Origin of the sequence: Actinomadura barringtoniae (assembly GCF_017573505.1) — a bacterium.
Taxonomy (GTDB): Bacteria; Actinomycetota; Actinomycetes; order Streptosporangiales; family Streptosporangiaceae; genus Spirillospora; species Spirillospora barringtoniae.
In genome coordinates, this window is sequence record NZ_JAGEOJ010000021.1 from 1 (window position 1) to 19,126 (window position 19,126).

Annotated in this window: 19 protein-coding genes and 1 tRNA gene; 11 read left to right on the forward strand and 9 right to left on the reverse strand. The window is 69.3% G+C overall.

The genetic code is table 11. The features are described from left to right. Window positions 1–610 precede the first annotated feature (610 nt). Window positions 611–1,444 carry a glutamate ABC transporter substrate-binding protein gene (locus tag J4573_RS40665; protein WP_307797301.1) on the forward strand — a complete coding sequence of 278 codons (834 nt, stop codon included), beginning with the start codon at window positions 611–613 and terminating at the stop codon, window positions 1,442–1,444. On the opposite strand, the gene J4573_RS40670 is transcribed toward J4573_RS40665, so the two are convergent. The 3 genes from J4573_RS40670 to J4573_RS40680 form a co-directional block, all read right to left on the reverse strand. Next, on the reverse strand, window positions 1,445–1,600 hold the full coding sequence (locus J4573_RS40670; protein WP_208261494.1) for a hypothetical protein: 156 nt from the start codon (window positions 1,598–1,600) through the stop codon (window positions 1,445–1,447). 48 nt (window positions 1,601–1,648) lie between these two features. Next, window positions 1,649–2,245 carry a TetR/AcrR family transcriptional regulator gene (locus J4573_RS40675; RefSeq protein WP_208261495.1) on the reverse strand — a complete coding sequence of 199 codons (597 nt, stop codon included), beginning with the start codon at window positions 2,243–2,245 and terminating at the stop codon, window positions 1,649–1,651. A 541-nt stretch (window positions 2,246–2,786) separates the two neighbouring features. After that, window positions 2,787–2,869 (reverse strand) — tRNA-Leu (locus tag J4573_RS40680). A gap of 136 nt (window positions 2,870–3,005) precedes the next feature. Between J4573_RS40680 and J4573_RS40685 the strand changes: the two genes are divergently transcribed. From J4573_RS40685 to pknB, 7 genes are read left to right on the forward strand one after another with little or no spacing between them, the layout of a single operon-like run. After that, entirely contained in the window at window positions 3,006–3,758 is a 753-nt protein-coding gene (locus tag J4573_RS40685; RefSeq protein WP_208261496.1) for an FHA domain-containing protein, read from the forward strand. 11 nt (window positions 3,759–3,769) lie between these two features. Further along, window positions 3,770–4,255 carry an FHA domain-containing protein FhaB/FipA gene (locus tag J4573_RS40690; protein ID WP_208261497.1) on the forward strand — a complete coding sequence of 162 codons (486 nt, stop codon included), beginning with the start codon at window positions 3,770–3,772 and terminating at the stop codon, window positions 4,253–4,255. Further along, entirely contained in the window at window positions 4,252–5,868 is a 1,617-nt protein-coding gene (locus J4573_RS40695; RefSeq protein ID WP_208261498.1) for a PP2C family protein-serine/threonine phosphatase, read from the forward strand. Before J4573_RS40690 ends, J4573_RS40695 begins: the two co-directional genes overlap by 4 nt. After that, window positions 5,868–7,466 carry an FtsW/RodA/SpoVE family cell cycle protein gene (locus J4573_RS40700; protein WP_208261499.1) on the forward strand — a complete coding sequence of 533 codons (1,599 nt, stop codon included), beginning with the start codon at window positions 5,868–5,870 and terminating at the stop codon, window positions 7,464–7,466. Before J4573_RS40695 ends, J4573_RS40700 begins: the two co-directional genes overlap by 1 nt. 15 nt (window positions 7,467–7,481) lie before the next feature. Next, complete coding sequence (locus tag J4573_RS40705; RefSeq protein ID WP_208261500.1) at window positions 7,482–8,963, forward strand: peptidoglycan D,D-transpeptidase FtsI family protein; 1,482 nt, start codon at window positions 7,482–7,484, stop codon at window positions 8,961–8,963. Further along, window positions 8,960–10,615: a serine/threonine-protein kinase gene (locus tag J4573_RS40710; protein WP_208261501.1), complete on the forward strand. Its 1,656-nt coding sequence runs from the start codon at window positions 8,960–8,962 to the stop codon at window positions 10,613–10,615. The genes J4573_RS40705 and J4573_RS40710 overlap by 4 nt, the downstream gene beginning before the upstream one ends. 22 nt (window positions 10,616–10,637) lie before the next feature. Continuing rightward, window positions 10,638–12,449: a Stk1 family PASTA domain-containing Ser/Thr kinase gene (pknB, locus tag J4573_RS40715; RefSeq protein WP_208261502.1), complete on the forward strand. Its 1,812-nt coding sequence runs from the start codon at window positions 10,638–10,640 to the stop codon at window positions 12,447–12,449. Window positions 12,450–12,695: 246 nt separating this feature from the next. Here the strand turns inward: pknB and J4573_RS40720 are convergent, their stop codons facing one another. The 4 genes from J4573_RS40720 to J4573_RS40735 form a co-directional block, all read right to left on the reverse strand. Beyond that, window positions 12,696–13,271: an anthranilate synthase component II gene (locus tag J4573_RS40720; RefSeq protein ID WP_208261503.1), complete on the reverse strand. Its 576-nt coding sequence runs from the start codon at window positions 13,269–13,271 to the stop codon at window positions 12,696–12,698. 174 nt (window positions 13,272–13,445) lie between these two features. Continuing rightward, a complete protein-coding gene (locus tag J4573_RS40725) occupies window positions 13,446–13,643 on the reverse strand; it encodes a hypothetical protein (RefSeq protein WP_208261504.1) in 198 nt (65 codons plus the stop codon). A gap of 8 nt (window positions 13,644–13,651) precedes the next feature. Continuing rightward, window positions 13,652–14,269 carry a class E sortase gene (locus J4573_RS40730; RefSeq protein WP_307797303.1) on the reverse strand — a complete coding sequence of 206 codons (618 nt, stop codon included), beginning with the start codon at window positions 14,267–14,269 and terminating at the stop codon, window positions 13,652–13,654. An 8-nt stretch (window positions 14,270–14,277) separates the two neighbouring features. Further along, a complete protein-coding gene (locus tag J4573_RS40735) occupies window positions 14,278–14,952 on the reverse strand; it encodes a DUF881 domain-containing protein (protein ID WP_243774388.1) in 675 nt (224 codons plus the stop codon). 147 nt (window positions 14,953–15,099) lie between these two features. Between J4573_RS40735 and J4573_RS40740 the strand changes: the two genes are divergently transcribed. Beyond that, window positions 15,100–15,357 carry a cell division protein CrgA gene (locus J4573_RS40740; RefSeq protein ID WP_208261506.1) on the forward strand — a complete coding sequence of 86 codons (258 nt, stop codon included), beginning with the start codon at window positions 15,100–15,102 and terminating at the stop codon, window positions 15,355–15,357. Window positions 15,358–15,627: 270 nt separating this feature from the next. Here the strand turns inward: J4573_RS40740 and J4573_RS40745 are convergent, their stop codons facing one another. Both J4573_RS40745 and J4573_RS40750 read right to left on the reverse strand, forming a co-directional pair. Beyond that, window positions 15,628–16,539, reverse strand: a complete 912-nt coding sequence (locus J4573_RS40745) for a rhomboid family intramembrane serine protease (RefSeq protein ID WP_208261507.1) — start codon at window positions 16,537–16,539, stop codon at window positions 15,628–15,630. Window positions 16,540–16,716: 177 nt separating this feature from the next. Beyond that, window positions 16,717–17,250 carry a peptidylprolyl isomerase gene (locus tag J4573_RS40750; RefSeq protein ID WP_208261508.1) on the reverse strand — a complete coding sequence of 178 codons (534 nt, stop codon included), beginning with the start codon at window positions 17,248–17,250 and terminating at the stop codon, window positions 16,717–16,719. Window positions 17,251–17,495: 245 nt separating this feature from the next. On the opposite strand from J4573_RS40750, the gene J4573_RS40755 reads away from it, so the two are divergent. Next, window positions 17,496–17,885, forward strand: a complete 390-nt coding sequence (locus J4573_RS40755; RefSeq protein WP_208261509.1) for a hypothetical protein — start codon at window positions 17,496–17,498, stop codon at window positions 17,883–17,885. Window positions 17,886–18,079: 194 nt separating this feature from the next. Further along, complete coding sequence (locus tag J4573_RS40760; protein ID WP_208261510.1) at window positions 18,080–18,844, forward strand: acyltransferase; 765 nt, start codon at window positions 18,080–18,082, stop codon at window positions 18,842–18,844. Window positions 18,845–19,126: the final 282 nt, after the last annotated feature.

Here is a 19,126-nt window from a genome sequence, read left to right on the forward strand (position 1 = left end):
CCACGGCCCGCTCCCACCACGGCCCGCTCCCACCACGGCCCGCTCCCACCACGGCCCGCTCCCGCCGCGGCCCGCTCCCGCCGCGGCCCGTTCCCGCGGCCCGACCGAACGCCGGACCTAGCCCGGACCGATCCCGGGCCATGGCGGCGGCCCGTTCCTCGGCCGGACCCGCTGCCGCCGCTTGGCGGCGGGCTGGCCCCGGGCCCCCGCTGCCTGGGCTTCGCCTCCGACCCCGGCCCGACCAGACCCCGGACCCACCCGGCCATGGCGGCGGCCGTTCCCGCGGCCCGACCCCGCTGCAGCCACTCGGCGGCAGCCCGGTCCTGGCCCCCGCTGCCTGGGTCTCGGGCCCATTTCCGGCCCGACCGGACCTCGGCTTACCCCGGACCTGCCCCGGCCATGGCGGCGGCCGTTCCCGCGGCCGGAGCCCGCTGCAGCCGCTTGGTAGCGGCCCGGCCCCTGCTACCTGGTTTCGGGCCCTGGGGCGGGGCCGGTTGACTCTGGGCGGATCCGGTTCCGTCCATCCCGGTCCGGTAGCGGCCAGGGGAGGATGCCTGGAGGCCACGCGCCGTAGGGCGGCCGTTCATCCACGGCGACTACCTCTGGCAGCGTGCTCATAGGCCTTCCACGTACGGCCGCCGCGGCGGCACTGCCCGCGCTGGCCCTGACCGCCTCGGCCCTCGCGGGCTGCACGGCCTCCAGCTCGGCCTCGATCGCCGACCAGAAGACCATCACCGTGGGCGTCAAGGCGGACCAGCCCGGGCTCAGCCTCAAGGGAACGGGCGGCACGTACCGCGGCTTCGAGGTGGACGCGGGCACCTACATCGCCCGCAAGATGGGCGCCACCAAGGTCGAGTACGCGACCGTCACGTCGGAGAACCGCGAGAGCCTGCTGAACAAGCACAAGGTCGACATCGTGTTGGCGTCGTACTCCATCACGGCCGAGCGCGCCAAGCTGGTGACCTTCGGCGGCCCCTACTACCTGGCGCACCAGGACATCATGGTGCGCGTGGGCGAGAACCGGATCCACCAGGCCCACGACCTGGCCGGTCGCCGTATGTGCCAGGCCAGCGGCTCGGTGTCCACCTCACGCGTGGTCTCGGGTCTCGGCATCCCGGCCGTCACCGTTCCCTCGCCGTCCTACAGCGCCTGCTACCAGATGCTGCTGGACGGCCGGGTCGACGCGGTCTCCACCGGCGACATGGTCCTGGCCGGCTTCGCGGCCGAGGGCCGGTCCAAGGTCAAGGTCGTCGGCGCGCCGTTCAGCGACGAGCGCTACGGCGTGGGCCTGCGCAAGGGCGACATCGACGGCTGCGAGGGCGTCAACAAGGCGATCACGGAGATGTACCAGGACGGCACCGCCTCGCGGCTGCTGCGCAAGTGGTTCGGCGCGAGCGGGGTGCACCTGGTGGAGAGCGTCCCGGAGTTCGAAGGGTGCGGCTGATCATGGCAGCACACCGCCGATGAACACGGTCAGGGAGTTCGCCGCTGACGTGAGCCCCTGAGCGGCCTGGTGGACCACGTCCGCGGCACCGGCCGGCCGGCTGATGATGTACCAGACCACCATGGCGAGGGCGGCCCATTTCGCGTACTTGAGCATCGGAGCATTCACCCCTTTGCCCCAATGCTACTCTCCGTAGCGCTCTGATTACAGAGGCCAGGCCTTCATGGCCAGGTCGGCGACCCGTTCGAGCTCCTCACGGGTGGCGCCGTCCTGAGACTGCCGCGACATCCCCTGAACGGTCGCCGCGTAGAACGTCGCGAGCCCCTCAACGTCGCTGTCGGCGGGGATCCGCCCGGCATCGGCGTCCTCGGCGATGCGGTCGGCGAAGGCCTGCTTGGCCGCCACCCTGTAACCCCTCAGCTCTTCCTCGACCTCGGCGGCCTCCGGGCTGTGGTTGGCGCCCGCGGTGATGATCAGGCATCCCGGGGGATGCGCGGGGTCGCTGTAGTTCACAGCGGCCTCGCGCAGCACCCGTTCGATCGCCTGCCGTCCCGTGGGCTCCTCGGCCAGCGCGCGCGTGGTGAACGCGCCGTGCGTCGCCTGGTAGTGCGCGACCGCTTCGCCGAACAGTTTCCGTTTGTCACCGAACGCCGCGTACAGGCTCGGCGGGCGGATTCCCATCGCGGCGGTCAGGCCGGCCACCGACGTCGTCTCGTACCCGTGCCGCCAGAACTCCACGAGTGCCTTTTCCAGGGCCTCGTCGCGGTCGAAGGCCCGCGGCCGGCCCGGCGTTCTTCCCATGGCGCCATTCTATAGCGCCCGATACAAATCACAGCCCCGACAGCCGCTCGAACTGTTCGTCGGACAGCTCAACGCCGACCGCCGCAACGTTCTCCTCCAGGTGCGCGATCGACGCCGTGCCCGGAAGGAATCGGAAGCATCGTCGGGGACCGCGACTCGAACTCACCATCCCGCCCCCACGTTCCCTGAACCCGGGGCACCGCAAGTTAGGTCCTTGCTCCCGCAGCACAGTTCAGGATCTCCGCGCCGGCTTTCCTGATGAAGCCGTGACCTGGACGGGTGGTCAGACCCCGCACAGCCGGGGAGAGTAAAGGCATGCCGACGCCCAGCGACCCGAGCCCCGAACCCCAGAGGCCACCGGGAACCCACGTGACGCGAGCGGCAAAAAGCCACGAAGAGCCCGCACCACTCAAGAGGTGGGGGGCGCGGGGGGCGAAGCCCCTCGCCCGGGGGTCTGGGGGTCGCCCCCCAGGCAAACATGACGAAGGAGTGGCGGGAAGTCGCGCGAAGCGCGACGACCACACCACTCCCAACTCTGAAGTGGGCGAGGAGGGATTTGAACCCTCACATCCTTTCGGACACACGGACCTGAACCGTGCGCGTCTGCCGTTCCGCCACCCGCCCTAGGGTGTTGCTCTCAGGGGTTCGCCCTGGGTGCTCGAAAAGGCTAGCACGGCCTGAGCAGTGGTTAGGTATCCACATACTTCGAGCGAACCTTCACACCGATACGATCGTCTACCAGTGGGGAAGGGAGGTGCCCGTGGGCGTCATTCAGCGCTTCGAGCGAAGGCTCGAGGGCATGGTCGAAGGAGCCTTCGCCCGGGCCTTCAAGTCTGAGCTGCAGCCGGTCGAGGTGGCCAGTGCTGTGCAGCGTGAGATGGACGATCGCGCCGCGATCGTCGCTCAGGGCCGGACGCTGGTACCGAACGACTTCGTCGTCGAGATCTCTGAGCAGGACGGGCAACGGCTGCAGGTGTACGCCGACAGCCTGAGCCAGGAGCTGGCGAATCTGGCTCGGGAGTACGCGAAGGAGCAGGGGTACTCCTTTGTGGGCCCGGTGCGTGTCCGCTTCGAGAACGCCGGCGATCTGGCCACGGGCATGTTCCGCATCCGATCCGGCGTGATCCGCGGTTCGACCGTGGAGGGCGGAGAGATCCGCCGGCCGGCCAGTGACGTGCCGCAGGGGCGCCAGGGCGCCTTCGGGGGTCATCCCCGGCTGCTGGTCACGACCGCGGTGGAGGGCGCCGACGCCACCCAGCGCACTTATGAGATCAACACTCCGGTCACACTGCTCGGTCGCGGCACCGATTGCGACCTGCGCCTTGTCGATCCGGGCGTTTCACGGCACCATGCCGAGATCCGTCTAGAAGGTCCCGAAATCGTTCTCGTGGATCTAGGGTCGACCAACGGCTCTTTCGTGAACGGTCAGCCGATCAGGCGAGTCACACTCGTCGACGGTTCCCGCGTCACGATGGGGCGCACGACACTCGTGTTCCGCCGCGATAGGGAGTAACCCCGACTCCGATGTCCGAATTCACCCTCACGCTGATCAAGCTGGCGTTCCTAGCGGTGCTCTGGCTCTTTGTCATCGCGGCCGTCGGCGTGATCCGAGCCGACCTGTTCGGGTCGTCGAAGGCGGCGGCCAAGGCGGCCCAGCCACCGCGTCCGGCCAAGGCGGCACGGCCGCCCAAGCAGCCTCGCGCGCCGCGCCCGAGTGGGGCACCGACGAAATTGGTGGTCGTTCAGGGCGAACGTGCGGGGACAGTCATCGATCTCACGGGGGCACCGATCACCATTGGTCGGGCGAATGACGCCACGCTCGTGGTCACCGACGACTACGCTTCGAGCCGGCATGCCCGCATTTACGCGCAGGACGGTCAGTGGATCGTGGAAGATCTCGGCTCCACCAATGGGACCTACCTCGGGCGCACGAAGGTGAGCCGGCCGATGCCGGTTCCCCCGGGCGTGCCGGTCCGTGTCGGCAAGACCGTGATCGAGCTGCGCAAATGACTCTGGGAATCCGATACGCCGCGCGCTCCGACGTCGGAATGCTGCGCGAAGGAAATGAAGACTCCGCGTACGCGGGGTCGCATCTGCTGGCCGTGGCCGACGGCATGGGGGGCCACGTCGGCGGCGAGATCGCCAGTGCGGCCGCGATCGAGGCGCTGCGCAGGCTCGACAAGGAGCTGCCGGCGACCGAGTTGCTGGCCTCGCTCGAGCGGACCGTCAAGTCGGCGAACGACAACCTGCACCGCATCGTGGAGGGCGACCCGGCCCTGCAGGGCATGGGCACCACGCTCACCGCGATGCTGTGGGCGGGCAACCAGATCGCGCTGGTGCACATCGGCGACTCGCGCGCCTACCTGCTCCGCGACGGCAGCCTGTTCCAGATCACCCATGACCACACGCTGGTGCAGTCGCTGGTCGACGAGGGGCGGATCAGCCCCGACGAGGCCGCCTCGCACCCGCAGCGTTCGCTGCTGCTGCGCGCCCTCGACGGGCGCGGCGAGGTCGATCCGGACCTGTCGCTGCGCGAGGCCAAGGTCGGCGACCGCTACCTGCTGTGCTCGGACGGCCTGTCCGGCGTGATCACGGCCGAGACGATCTTCCAGGTGCTGACCGACGTCGCCGATCCCGACCAGGCCGTCCGGCAGCTGATCGACCTGGCCAACCGTGGCGGCGGCCCGGACAACATCACCTGCGTGGTGGCCGATGTCGTCGACCTCGGCCAGCAGCCGCAGCCCCCGATGCCCGGCCGTTCGGTCGGCGCCGCGGCGAACGCCGCCGCGCCCCCCGACATGCCCGGCGGCGGTCCCGGCGGCCAGGCCGCCCAGGTGACCGCGGCCGACACGCCCGCGGGCCGCGCCGCGCAACTGCGCGACACCATGCCCCAGCCCCCGGTCGCGGTCGACGAGATGCCGCCGCCCGCACCGGCACCGGCGAACGACCCGATGGGCCCGCCGCCCCAGGGCGCGATGGCCCAGCCCGCCACCCGGCGCGAGCGCCGGGCCATGCGCGGCGGCGGCGGTGCGCGCCGCTGGACGTGGCTGATCGTCGCGGTCGGCGTGATCATCATCGGTCTCGTCGCCGGCGGCTTCTTCACCGTGCAGCAGCTCCGCGGCGGCTACTACGTCGGCCAGGAGAACGGCAAGGTCGTCGTCTACCGCGGCACCAACCAGAAGATCCCCCTCATCGACCTGTCCCGCAAGGCCGACGCCAAGGACCAGCCCAGCCCCGCGATCATGGTGGCCGACCTGCCCGCCAACAAGCAGCAGGACGTCAGGGACACCTTCCCGGTCAGCAGTGCCCGCAAGGGCATCGAGGACCTGAAATCGCAGGTCTGCAAGTTCTCGCTCCGCAACGAGAGCGGCAAGGTCATCATCAAGAAGGGCGAGGGCCAGGCCAACTGCCAGGTCACCAAGGTCCAGGACAGCGCGATCCGCCTGGAGGAGCTGCCTGGTCCCGACGCCGACGGCGTGCAGCACGGCTCCTTCACCTTCATCGGGCTGAAGGGCGCCACGGACAAGCTCAACGAGCTGGGCGCCCACAAGGAGCAGTGCAAGAACGGCGACCCGTCCGTCAGGGGCTGCCCGGCCGGGTCGAAGGGCGGAAGCCACGGCTGATGAGTTCTCTCGGTAAGCAGATCCGCGCGCAGATCCCGTACACCCGGCGGAACGCGGCGTCGCTCTTCCTGCTGGTCTTCGCGATGGTGCTGACGCTGTCGGCGTTCGCGGAGGTCGGCCTGGCCCGTGACGGCAACCTCCCGGCGGGCCTGCCGCTGTACGGCGGCGCGCTGGTGCTGCTGGCGATCGGCGCCTACGTCGTCCAGGCCAAGTTCGCGCCGTACGCCGACCCGCTGCTGCTGCCGCTCGCGGTGGGGCTGAACGGGCTCGGCCTGGCGATGATCTACCGGCTCGACCTGGACACCAGCAAGTCCAAGCAGATCGCGCAGGCGGCGCGCGCGGCCAGCAAGAAGCTGCCGCAGGACGAGGCGTCCGCGTCGGGCCAGCTGATGTGGACGTTCGTCGGGATCCTGCTGTTCGTGGTGGCGATCCTGATCATGCGCGACACCAAGAACGGCGAGGGCCGCTTCGCGCTCAGCCCGAAGACGATGCAGCGCTACACCTACATCGTCGGCCTGTCCGCGCTGGTCCTCCTGCTGCTGCCGATCGTGCCGGGCCTCGGCGCCTCGGTGAACGGCGCGCGGGTGTGGATCTTCATCGGCCCGTTCTCGGTCCAGCCGGGCGAGTTCGCCAAGCTGATGCTGGTCGTCTTCTTCGCCGGCTACCTGGTCAACAAGCGCCAGGCGATGTCGCTGATCGGCAAGAAGGTCGGGCCGCTCAGCCTGCCGCGCGCCCGCGACCTGGGCCCGATCATCGTGATCTGGGTCTTCGCGCTCGGCGTCCTGTTCCTCCAGAAGGACCTCGGTACGGCACTGCTGTACTTCGGCCTGTTCGTGTCGATGCTCTACATCGCCACCCAGCGGGTCTCCTGGGTCATGATCGGCATGGGCCTGCTGGCGGTCGGCATCTTCATCGCCACGCTGCTCCCGTTCATGGGCCACGTGAACCAGCGCATCGACATCTGGCAGAACCCCAAGCCCTACTTCGACGGCGGTTGCCTGGTCCACGGCAAGGTCATCCCGGTCAACCCCGACACCGACGTCTACAAGAAGGAAGCCGCCGCGAGCGGCAAGCCCCTCGGGGCGGGCGCGCGCGTGTGCGCCCAGATGGGCGGCGAGTTCTCCGACAGCGCCCAGCTGATGAAGGGCCTGTTCGCCCTCGGCCAGGGAGGGGTGCTCGGCACCGGCCTCGGCCAGGGCGAACCATGGCGAACACCGCTGTCCTTCAGCGACTTCATCTTCGACTCGATGGGTGAGGAACTCGGCCTCACCGGGTTGATGGTGATCCTGCTGATCTACGCCTTGATCGTGCAGCGAGGGATGAAGACCGCCATCGCCGCACGCGACCCCTTCCTGAAACTCTTCGCCGGCGGCGTCTCGTTCGTGCTGGCGTTGCAGGTGTTCGTCATCGTCGGAGGTGTCACCCGGCTCATCCCGCTCACCGGTCTGACCACGCCGTTCCTGTCCCAGGGCGGTTCCTCGCTGATGGCCAACTGGATCCTGATCGCGATCCTGGTCCGGATGAGCCACGACGCTCGCAAGCCGGCCCCCCAGGCGATCCAGGACGAGGGCATGACCCAGATCGTGAGCACGAGGTAAGGACATCCACTCCTCATGAACATGGACAAGCCGCTGCGCCGCGTGGCGATCTTCGGCCTGCTGCTGTTCTTCGGGCTGATGGCTCAGGTGAACTACGTCCAGGGCAGCGAGGCCCAGAGCCTGCGCGACGACAAGCGCAACACCCGGCAGTTCGCCGACGTCTTCAACGCCTACCGCGGGCAGATCACCGCCGACGGCGTGGTGCTGGCCCAGTCGAAGGAGACGGGCAAGGACAACCCGAAGTACGGCCGCGACTACACCGACGGCCCGATCTTCTCCCCGGTCACCGGCTTCTGGAACGGCAGCCCGTCCAGGGGCGTGGAGTTCGCCTACAACTCGCTGCTGGGCGGCCGTGACAAGCGGATCACCCGCAAGCACTGGTTCGACTACCTGATCGGCAAGCAGGCCGAGGGCGCCGACGTCGAACTGGCGCTCAACACCGACGCGCAACGGGTCGCGTACAACAAGCTGAAGGCCACCACCTCCCGCCGGGCCGGCGCCGCCGTGATCGACATCAAGACCGGTGCGGTCAAGGTGCTGGCGTCCTTCCCCTCCTACGACCCGAACGAGGTCGCCCCGCAGAAGGGCGAGGCGGGCGGCAAGCGGCTGGAGCAGCTCGACAAGCAGCCGGGCGTCATCAAGCCGCTGATCGACAACGCGATGAGCCAGACGTTCCCGCCCGGCTCCTCGTTCAAGACCGTGGTCGCCGCGACGGCCATGGAGCAGATGGGCCTCAGCGAGCAGAGCACCGTCGACACCTCGCAGCTGGTCCTGCCCGAGTCGGGCAAGCCGCTCCCGAACGACAGCGACAGCGGCCCGTGCGGCGGCCAGGCGCCGCTGAAGCTGGCCTTCGCCGAGTCCTGCAACACCACCTTCGGCCGGTTCGCGCTGCAGCTCGGCATCCAGAAGCTGCACGACGCCGCGAAGAACTTCGGCTTCGGCGAGACCATCGACGTCGAGCCCAACCTCGGCGCCGCCAAGAGCGACGTCCCGGTCTCGATCCGCGACCCGAAGACCGGCCAGCAGATCAACACCGGCAAGGACGGCACCGCCCGTTCCGGCATCGGCCAGGAGAACGTGCGCGCCACCCCGCTGCAGATGGCGATGGTCGCGTCCGCGGTCGCCAACAACGGCAAGATCATGAACCCGTACCTGGTGCAGAAGGTGCGCGCCAAGGACCAGAGCAGCCTGTACGACGCCAAGCCCAAGATGTACTCGCAGCCGATGAAGGCCGACACCGCCGACCAGATCAAGGACATGATGAAGGCCGTGGTCGCGGAGGGCACCGCCAAGAACCTCCAGGGCCAGAACATCGCCGGCAAGACCGGTACCGCCGAGCAGGGCCCGGGCATCCCGAACGCCCGCTGGTTCGTCGGCTACGGCCCGATCGAGAACCCGCGCTACGCCTTCGCGGTCGTCACCGAGGGCCAGGGCTTCGGCGCCACCGGCGCGGGCCCGATCGCCGCGGACATCATGCAGGCGGTGCTGAAGAAGTGACCCCTGGCCTCGTCCTGAACCACCGGTACCGGCTGCTGGAGCTGCTGGCCACCGGGGGAATGGGCGAGGTCTGGCGGGCCATGGACGAGACCCTGGCCCGCGAGGTCGCGGTCAAGGTGCTGCGCGATGAGCTGATCACCGACACCCGGGCGCGCGGCCGGTTCCAGGCCGAGGCGCGGTTCGCGGCCGCGCTGCAGCACGGCGGGATCGCCCAGGTGTACGACTTCGGCGAGGTGGACGGGCGCGCCTATCTGGTCATGGAGCTGGTGCCGGGCGAGCCGCTGTCGGGGATCCTCGCCCGTACGGGCGGGCTGACCCCCGAGGCCGCGCTCGACCTGATCGCCCAGGCCGCGCGGGCTTTGGCTGTCGCGCACGCCGCGGGGATCGTGCACCGCGACGTGAAGCCCGCCAACCTGCTGGTGACCGCCGACGGCACCGTCAAGATCACCGACTTCGGGATCGCGCGCGGGCTGAAGATGGCGAGCTCCCAGACCCAGACCGGCATGGTCATGGGCACCGCGCACTACATCTCGCCCGAGCAGGCCTCCGGCCAGGAGGTCACCCCGGCCAGCGACCTTTACTCGCTCGGCGTGGTGGCCTACGAGTGCCTCACCGGCGCCGCACCGTTCGACGCCGACACCCCCGTCGTGATCGCCCTGAAGCACGTGCGTGAGGCCCCGCCGGAGCTGCCGCCCGGCGTCCCCGGCCCGGTCCGCTCGCTGGTCGCGGACCTGCTGGCCAAGACCCCGGCGGAACGTCCCGCCAGCGCCACCGCGGTCGCCGACCGCGCCATGGTGATCCGCGACACTCTGAGCCTGTCCGCCTCGTTCCCTGAGGAAGAGGCCACACCAGGCGGCACCCCGGCGGGCAACTCGCAGCCGAGCGCCACGCGGGCAGACCCCGCGAGGCCGGGCGATTCGCGCCCCGGCCGCACGCAGGCGGGCCGCACGCAGGCGGGCGCCAAACGGGCGGACGACACGCGAGGAGCCGCCACACGTACGGGCGGCTCACGTACGGGCGGCTCACGTACGGGCGGCTCACGTACGGGCGGCTCGCGCACGGGCGGCTCGCGCACGGGCGGTACGCGAGCGGGCGGCTCGCGGCCGATGCCCCTGTGGAAGGGCGCCATGCCGGAAGACGGCGGGCCCACTCCCCAGAACACGAAGGGGCTACCGATATCAGGCCCTTTGCCAGAGTTTGACGGCGGGGGAACCCCGGATACCCTCACGGGGGTGACCGGGCAACGACGCACGGCACTGACGTACACCTCGGTGGCTGCCGGTGTCCTGCTGCTCGGCGTGATCGTGGTCGGGTCGCTCTGGCGGGGGTTCGCCGCCGCAGGGCTCGTCCAGGACAGTCCGACCAGGCTCCCGGCCGTTCAGCCGAACGAGGTGGCCCCGACGGCGGGCGCCACACCGGTGCGACGCGAGTCCCATCCGCGGATCACCGGCCGCCACGCGTCTCCCACGACAACGAACGGAACGCCCAGCGCGTCCCCTTCACAGAAGCCCACCAGGAAACCGACCAAGGAACGTCCCACCGCCCCAAAGCCAACACCCACACCGACGGGGAGCACCACGACTCCGTCAACTCCGAGCCCGGATCCCTCGCCGACCGATAGCGGGGGACTAGGTTCGAAGGACAAGGTGTAGACGTAAGAGGGAAAGTGCACATATGAGTCAACCTCGGCTGCTCGGCGGCCGCTACGAGCTCGATACCGTGATCGGGCGCGGCGGCATGGCCGAGGTCTACCGTGCCCGAGATCTGCGACTCGATCGTGTCGTCGCGATCAAGACCTTGCGCAGCGACCTGGCCCGCGACCCGACGTTCCAGGCCCGGTTCCGGCGCGAGGCCCAGTCCGCGGCCTCGCTCAACCACCCGTCGGTCATCGCCGTCTACGACACCGGCGAGGACACGATCGGCGACACCTCCATCCCCTACATCGTGATGGAGTACGTCGACGGCAGCACGCTGCGCGATCTCCTCCGCGAGAACCGCGCGCTGATGCCCGAGAAGGCGCTGGAGATCACCGACGGCATCCTGCGCGCCCTCGACTACAGCCACCGCGGTCAGATCGTGCACCGCGACATCAAGCCGGCCAACGTGATGCTCACCCGCAATCACGAGGTCAAGGTCATGGACTTCGGCATCGCCCGCGCCATGCACGACGCGGCGTCCACCATGACCCAGACCGCCCAGGTGATCGGCACCGCCCAGTACCTGTCGCCCGAGCAGGCCAGGGGCGAGCGCGTCGACGCCCGCAGCGACATCTACTCGACCGGTTGCGTCCTCTACGAACTGCTCACGGGCAAGCCGCCGTTCACCGGCGACTCCCCCGTGGCGATCGCCTACCAGCACGTCCGCGAGGAGCCGATCCCGCCGTCCCAGGTGGACCCGGAGATCCCCACGTGGGCCGACGCGATCGTTCTCAAGGCGATGGCCAAGGACGCCGAGAACCGCTACCAGAACGCGACGGAGTTCCGGCAGGAGATCCAGCGGGCCATGCACGGCCAGCCGGTCGCCTCGACCGCCGCGTCCACCATGCTGATGGGCGCGCAGCCGCAGGGCACCCAGGTCATGGGCGCCATGCCCGGCCGTACCCAGGTGCAGCCCCCCGCGGGCCGCACCGGCTACGACCTGCCGCCCGTCCAGTACGACGAGCCCTACCACCCCGAACGCGGCGGCGGCGGAGCCGGCAAGAAGGCCGCCCTCTGGATCGCCCTCGCCGTCCTCTTCATCGGCGGCGCCGGCCTCATCGGCTGGGCCCTCACCAGCGGCGGCGACAAGTCGGCCGGCGACAAGATCGCGGTCCCGGCGGTCGCCAATCTCTCCGAGAGCGCCGCCAAGCAGGAGATCGTCGCCAAGGGCCTCAAGGTCAACCCGACGGTCCAGCACGACTACAACAACGATGTCTCCAAGGGCAACGTGATCAGCACTGATCCCGCCGCCAACACCAAGGTCGCCAAGGACGCCGAGGTCACCCTCACGGTGTCCAAGGGCAAGAAGCCGCCGACGGAGTACGAGATCCCCGACGTCAAGGGCAAGTCCTACGCCGAGGCGAAGGGAATCTTGGAGGACGCGGGCTTCAACGTCAACAAGAACTCCGAGACCAGCGACACCGTCAAGCGCGGGACCGTCATCCGGACCGACCCGCCCAACCCGCAGAAGGCGCCCAAGAACTCGGACGTGACCGTGTACGTGTCCACCGGCCCGAGCACCGTCGAACTGCCCGACCTGACCAACAACAGCCAGCGGGCCGCCTGCGCCCAACTCTCGGCGCTGGGCCTGAAGTGCAAGACCGTTCTCGGCACCCCGCCGCCGGACAAGCCGCTCTCCCCTGGCCAGGTCTACCAGCAGTCGCCGGCCGCGGGCGCGAAGGTGGCCCCGGGTGACACGATCACCATCTACGTGGTCCAGAAGCCCTCGCCGACCCCGTCGACGAGCCCGCCCTTCCCGCCGTCCTTCCCGCCCGGTGACGGCGGCTGATCCCAGCCAGAACGCCGAACGCCCGGCTCTCCCTCAGGGGAGGCCGGGCGTTTCGTTGTGGCTGAGGGCTCTGGACCTGGATCGCTGAGGCTCTGGATCGGGGTCTGGAGACGCGAAGAGGGCTTCCGCCACTCGGGGGCAATGGCGGAAGCCCTCGTCATGGTCTTCGTATCGGGGGCACCCGGTGTTACAGATTTCCTCCAGAGATTTCTCCCGGGTTGGTCGAACGGCTCGCGACCTTGGGAGTCATACGGTAAAAGCGCAGGTCGCGAGCCAGTTGCCGAGCAGCTCGTGGCCGTATGCGGACAGGACGGATTCGGGGTGAAATTGCACACCCTCGATCGGGCGGCTGCGGTGTCGGATACCCATCACGATCCCGTCGGGCGTACGGGCGGTGATCTCGAGGCTCTCGGGGACCGTCGCGGGCTCGACGGCCAGCGAGTGGTAGCGCGTGGCCTCCAGGGGCGTGGGGAGGCCGTGAAAGACGCCCTGGGCGTCGTGGTGGATCTGGCCGGTGTAGCCGTGCACGATCTCGGGTGCTCTGGAGACCGTGGCGCCGTGGACGTACGCGATCACCTGGTGGCCGAGGCACACGCCGAGCAGGGGTGTGTTGCGGATTGCGGCCCGTTCGACGAGGTCCAGGCAGACGCCGGCGTCGGCGGGGTGGCCCGGGCCGGGGCTCAGCAGGATGCCGTCGGTCTCGGCGTCGGACAGGGTGACGTCGGAACGATCCTTGACCGTGCAGTCGGCGCCCAGTTCGAGCAGGTACTGAACGATGTTGAAGACGAAGCTGTCGTGGTTGTCGACCACCAGAACGCGCACGGCACGATTATCTCCGGCGCTTCAACGTGCATCTGCGGCGCCTCGGCATGCGGTTCGTTCACCTGGGCCTGGGCCTGGGCCTGGGACGGCCGACCGGCGGGTGTCAGCGGTGATCGGCTGTCAGCGGCGGTCGGGGGGTCAGCGGCGGTCGAGGGGTCAGCGGCGGTCGAGGGGTCAGCGGCGGTCGGGGGTTGCGGGGGCGGACGGGGATGAGGGGGTGTTGATGACGCCTCGGTCGAACTGGACCTTCGGTTCGAGCCAGGGGAAGGCGACGTACCAGAGGACGAGGGCGAAGGCGGCGACGAGGGCCGTGGCGGCGGCGGTCTTGAGGGGCCACTGGCCGGGCAGGTGGCGCCAGATCCAGGCGTACATGGGGCCTCCTAGCGGCGGGGCAGTTCGGCCGACAGCTCACCGAAGATGATCAGGCGCTGGGCGGCCGAGTACTTCGGGTTGCAGGTGGTGAGGGTGATCAGCCGCTTGGTGGGCTTGTCCTTGGGCTTGAACGGCACGGCGGCGGTGACCTCGACCGTGGTCGGCTGGACCACCTTGCGGCCGGTGACCTTGTAGACGTACTGCTTGTCGCGGGTGTCGATCAGGATCTGGTCGCCGTCGCGGAGCTCGGCCGCGCGGTTGAACGGGGCCGAGTAGGTGGTGCGGTGGCCCGAGACGACGAAGTTGCCGATCTGGCCGGGCATCGCACTGCCGGGGTAGTGGCCGGGGCCCTTGCGCAGGTCGGCCAGGTCGACGCCCTCGACGATCACGTACTTGTACTTGGAGCCGAAACGCGGGATTCGGATCATCGCGAGGCCACTGCCGAGCTTGACGCGCTCGGTGGTGACCTTCTGGGAGCGCCAGTTGTTGAGGAGCTCCTTGCCCAGGCGATCCTGCTGCTGATGGGTGTACCTGCCGGTGCCCCACAGCTCGTAGGTCACAAAGAGCAGAAGGACCAGCCCGGCGGTGATGCACAGCTCACCCAGGCCACGGATGGCAATCCGCACCGCACCCCCTAGGCGCCGCCGTCCCTCGGCACCCTCGCATGGTTGATCGTCACGTTTCCGGTGAACGCGGGGAGGGTCGCGCGGTCCACGGTGCCGACGCTGTAGCCGAGCCCGTACTCCTGCACGTACCTCTTGTAGATCGCGATCTCCGGGGAGGCGCCCAGCGCGGCCCGCAGCCGGCCCGGATCACCGACCGCGGTGATCTTGAACGGAGGCGAGTAGACGACCCCTTGCAGGATCAGCGTATTGCCCACGCACCGCACGGCGCTTGTGGAGATCACACGTTGGTCCATAATTTGCATTCCGGTGGCGCCGCCCGCCCAGAGGGCGTTCACGACCGCCTGGACGTCCGCCTGATGGACCACGAGATCGTCCGGGCTCACGGTGCGGCCGTAGTCGCGCTGGGGCGCGTCATTCAGCGCGACGCGTACGGCAGCCCCTTGCATTGGGGCGAATCCCGTGCGTGCGGCAAGACCGTCGGCGGCGGTCTGCGCCTGCCGCACCCGGTCGTCGCGCTGCCCGGCCCGCCGGGAGATCGCGTCCACCTGCTCGCGTAGGCGCTGGTAGTCGGTGCGCTCGCGATGGGTGCGGCGCTGCTCGGCGGTGATCAGTTCGGTGATCCGGGTGCGCCCGTCCTCGCGCAGGTCGGTACCGCGGGCCGTGCTCGCGCTCGCCGCGAACAAGGTTCCCGCCACTAGCGTGAGGGCTGGAATGATGCTTCCCCACGTTCGACGCCGTACGCTGCTCACCAGCGACTACGCTAACCGACAAAACACCCATGCGCGGACCGGCGCTCCGGCCGTCGCCCGCCCGAGGAGATCGATCCCACCGTGGCCAAGTCCAAAGTGCGCAAGAAGGCCGTTTACACCCCGCCGCAGAAGTCCAAGGCGCCCGAGGTCAGCCCGCGTTGGCTGGTCCCCACCATGGTCGCGCTCTGGCTGGTCGGGCTGGCCTGGATCGCGACGTTCTACGTGACCGCCAGCACCGACACCAAGGTGCCGGTGATGAGCGACCTTCACAACTGGAACCTCGGGATCGGCTTCACCGCGATCATCCTCGGCGTGATCTTGTCCACGCGCTGGCGCTGACGCGGTACCCCACTTCCGCACCGTTCAATCCACGAAAGTTATCCACAGACTGGGGACGGGCGGCGGGGTTCTCCCCAAGTTATCCACAGGATCGTGTCGGTCGGGCCCGTGCGGGTGCCGCCGCGGAGCTGATCCGCGACGCCACCCGCACGGCCACGCCATAGGCGATGTCACGTTCGCCGAACGCGGGCGTGAACCGCGCGGGTCACGCGACAGGCGGCCGCGCCCCCGCCCCGTCATGCCGTACGGCGGCATGGCGATCCCACAGGGTTACGCGGCCCCCGAGGTGACCTGGGACGTCTTCACCACCACCAGGGCGACGAGCAGCACCAGCATGCCCAGCGACGCGCCCACGTGGACGGCCTGCCGGCGGTTCGCCGGGGCGTACACGAAGGCCAGCGCCAGCAGGGCGCCGGTGACCAGCCCGCCGATGTGCCCCTCCCACGAGATCCCCGGCACCGAGAACGTGATGACCAGGTTGATCACCAGCAGGAACACGATCGGGCCGACCTGGCCGCCGAACTTGCGGGCGATGATGAAGAACGCCCCGAACAGGCCGAAGATCGCGCCGGACGCCCCCACCGCCGAGCCGGTCGGGTCCACCAGGTAGAGCAGCACGTTCCCGCCCAGGCCCGACAGCAGGTAGAGCGCCAGGAACCGCCACCGGCCGAGGGCCCGCTCCAGCGCCGGGCCGAGCGCCCAGAGCGCCCACATGTTGAACAGGATGTGGGTGATCCCGAACGATCCGCCGCTCGGCCGCTGGTGCAGGAACATCGAGGTGAACAGCCGCCACCACTCGCCCTCGGCCACGCCGACCCCCGCGATCGGGACGCCGAACTGGTCGACGGCCTTCCCGACCATCAGGAAGTCGCTGAAGAACTTCACCGACGCCAGCTCGGCCACGTACGCCACGACGCACAGGCCGATCAGCGAGTAGGTCACCACGGGCGTGTCCGAGGTGGGCACGCGAGCGCCGAGCGTGGTCGTCGGCCGCCGCACGGACTTGTTGCCGTCGGCGACGCACTCCACGCACTGGTGGCCCACGGACGCGTCCCGCATGCACTCCGGGCAGATGTAGCGGTCGCAGCGAGTGCAACGCACGTACGTCTCCCGGCCCGGATGCCGGTAGCAGGTCGGCACCGGGGTGTCGGCGCCGGACGAGGTGCTCGGGTCTGTGCTCATCACGTGGCTCCGTGGTGCTGGCCGTGGCAGCGTCTTCAGATGGTCGGTGCGGCGACGCCTCGCGTTACGCAGGGGCCGTCTCGCGTCAGCGAGTGGCCGTCTCGCGTTCCGCGGGGACGCCTTGCGTCAAGCGAGTGCCGCCGGGCGACGCCAAGGGGCCGGCGTCCTCACCTAGTACTACGACTGGCGACGCTCGATCGTCACCGACTCGATGACGACGTCGTCCACCGGCTTGTCCATCCGGCCGGTCGGGACGTTGCCGATCCGGTCGACGACGTCGGTGCCCTCGATCACCTTGCCGAAGATCGTGTGGCGGCCGGTGAGGTGCCGGGTGTTGGCGACGTTGGTCGTGATGAAGAACTGCGAGCCGTTGGTGCCGGGCCCGGCGTTCGCCATCGCGAGCAGGTAGGGCTTGTCGAACTTGAGCTCGGGGTGGAACTCGTCCTTGAACTGGTAGCCGGGGCCACCGGTGCCGCGCCCGAGCGGGTCGCCGCCCTGGATCATGAAGTCGTCGATGATGCGGTGGAAGATCGTGCCCGCGTACAGCGACTCGCCCTTCTTGACCTCGCCGGTCTCGGGGTGGCGCCACTCCTTGGTGCCCTCGGAGAGGCCGACGAAGTTCTCGACCGTCACCGGCGCCTTGTCCGGGTAGAGCTGGACCACGATCTTGCCAAGGTTGGTGTTGAGCGTCGCAAAGAGTTCTTCAGCCACGGGTGGGCCGCCTCCTCGTCGAGATGGGAATATGCGCCTTCGGGTATGCACGTCTGCCTCACTGTGCGTGATCGCATGATCCTACGCACAGGGTTTACCCCCCGTTCAATGGGAAGGCTGCTTGGCAGGACCTCGCAAACAGGGAGGTTAGCGTGTCCCTAATGATTAGTATCCGCCGGAAGCCGCAGGAAGAGTCACTCTCGCGGCTCGGCCGTATGCAGGAGGCGGCTCGGCACGGCGCTGACATGTGGCGCAGTGGCGCCTCCAGCGCGGCGGAGCGGATCGCCCCGGCGGCCTCACGTTCGCGTGAGATCGCCGGTGACCGCATCATGGTCGCCCGCGGCTGGGGCGCGCCCCGGCTCGAGCAGGCCTCGCGGTACGTGGAGTCCGGTTTGGCTCCGCGGGTGAGTTCGTTCCTTTCCGGTATGGCAGACCGGGTCGAACCGCCCAAGCCCCGTCATCGCGGCCGCAACGCCGTGCTGATGCTGCTGGCGGCCGTCGCGGCCGTCGGTGTGGCCGGGGCTGTGGCGACCCGGCGCAGCAACATGCAGGCGATGGTCGACGAAGTTCCGGCGCCGGAGAAGGAGGAGTCTCCGGTCAAGGGCGAAGTCGACGGCCACGTTCGGACGCCGTAACACAGCGTAGGAAGGCCCGGCCTCACGGCCGGGCCTTCTCTCGTTCCCGCTCGCGTTCCTGGCGACGTCGTAGGCGCAACGGGCGTCCCGTGACTCCTGGTGCTTTTGGTGAGTTCCTGGCAGGCGGTATCCGGCCCGTGGCTACCAACCGGTACCTTGACATGCGCGACGACTCCAGAGAGCCAGGGACCCGCATGCCACCGACAGCCAGCTCGATCCGGCGTTTCCTGACCGCCAAGGCCCGCCGGGGCGTGCACACGGCCGTCCACCGCGGCTGGGAATGGGTCCAGCGCCAAGGCGAGATCACTCCGCACACGCACGGCCGCCGCAAGTTCGCCTACCTCGGTGAGGGCGCCTGCATCGGCTTCCCGGTGGGTGCGATCTACGGCGAGCCCTGGATCTCGATCGGGAACCACACCCTCGTCGGCACCCACGTCACCATCTCGGCCGGCTTCGTTCCCGGCCTGGACCTCGGCCCCGACGTGATCGTCAGCATCGGCTCGAGCTGCTCCCTGGGCCGCGGCACCCACATCGTCGGCCACCAGTCCATCGAGATCGGCGACGACGTCTTCACCGGCCCGAACGTCTACATCACCGACCAGAACCACAGCTACGGCGATCTGGACACCCCCATCGGCCGCCAATGGCCCGAGAACAACCCGGTCGTGATCGGCGACGGCTGCTGGATCGGCACCGGCGCGATCATCCTCCCCGGCACCCGGCTGGGCCGGAACGTGGCCGTCGCCGGCGGCGCCGTGGTCCGCGGCGAGTTCCCCGACCACTCGGTCATCGGCGGCGTCCCCGCCAAGGTCCTGCGCAGCCACGACCCCGAGTCCGGCTGGGACCCGCCCCTCCGCAACCACCCGCTCATCTCGCTGGACGAGCTCGCCGCCCTCTCGGTGGACGGCCTGGAGGGCCTCCAGCTCCTCCAGGACAAACTCCGAGAAGAAGCCGGCTGACCCCTTCCTAACACCCCCGTTCACCGATCGCGCGACGTGTGACTCCTGCCACAGAGCAGGTGTCACCCACGTTCAGCGCGGGTGCCGTGACGAGCGGCGAGCGTTATATGAACGTTCGGAACGTTCAGCAGACCACACGTTGCGAACGCGCGTTCGGCCGGGCGGTGACCGCTGGGGCGGGGGCGGTTGGGCGGGTTGGTCGCCGCTGAGGTTGTGCGTGCGGGATGACGTGCGACGGCCCCCGGCGGACTGGGTCTGCCGGGGGCCGTGCGTTATGCGTCG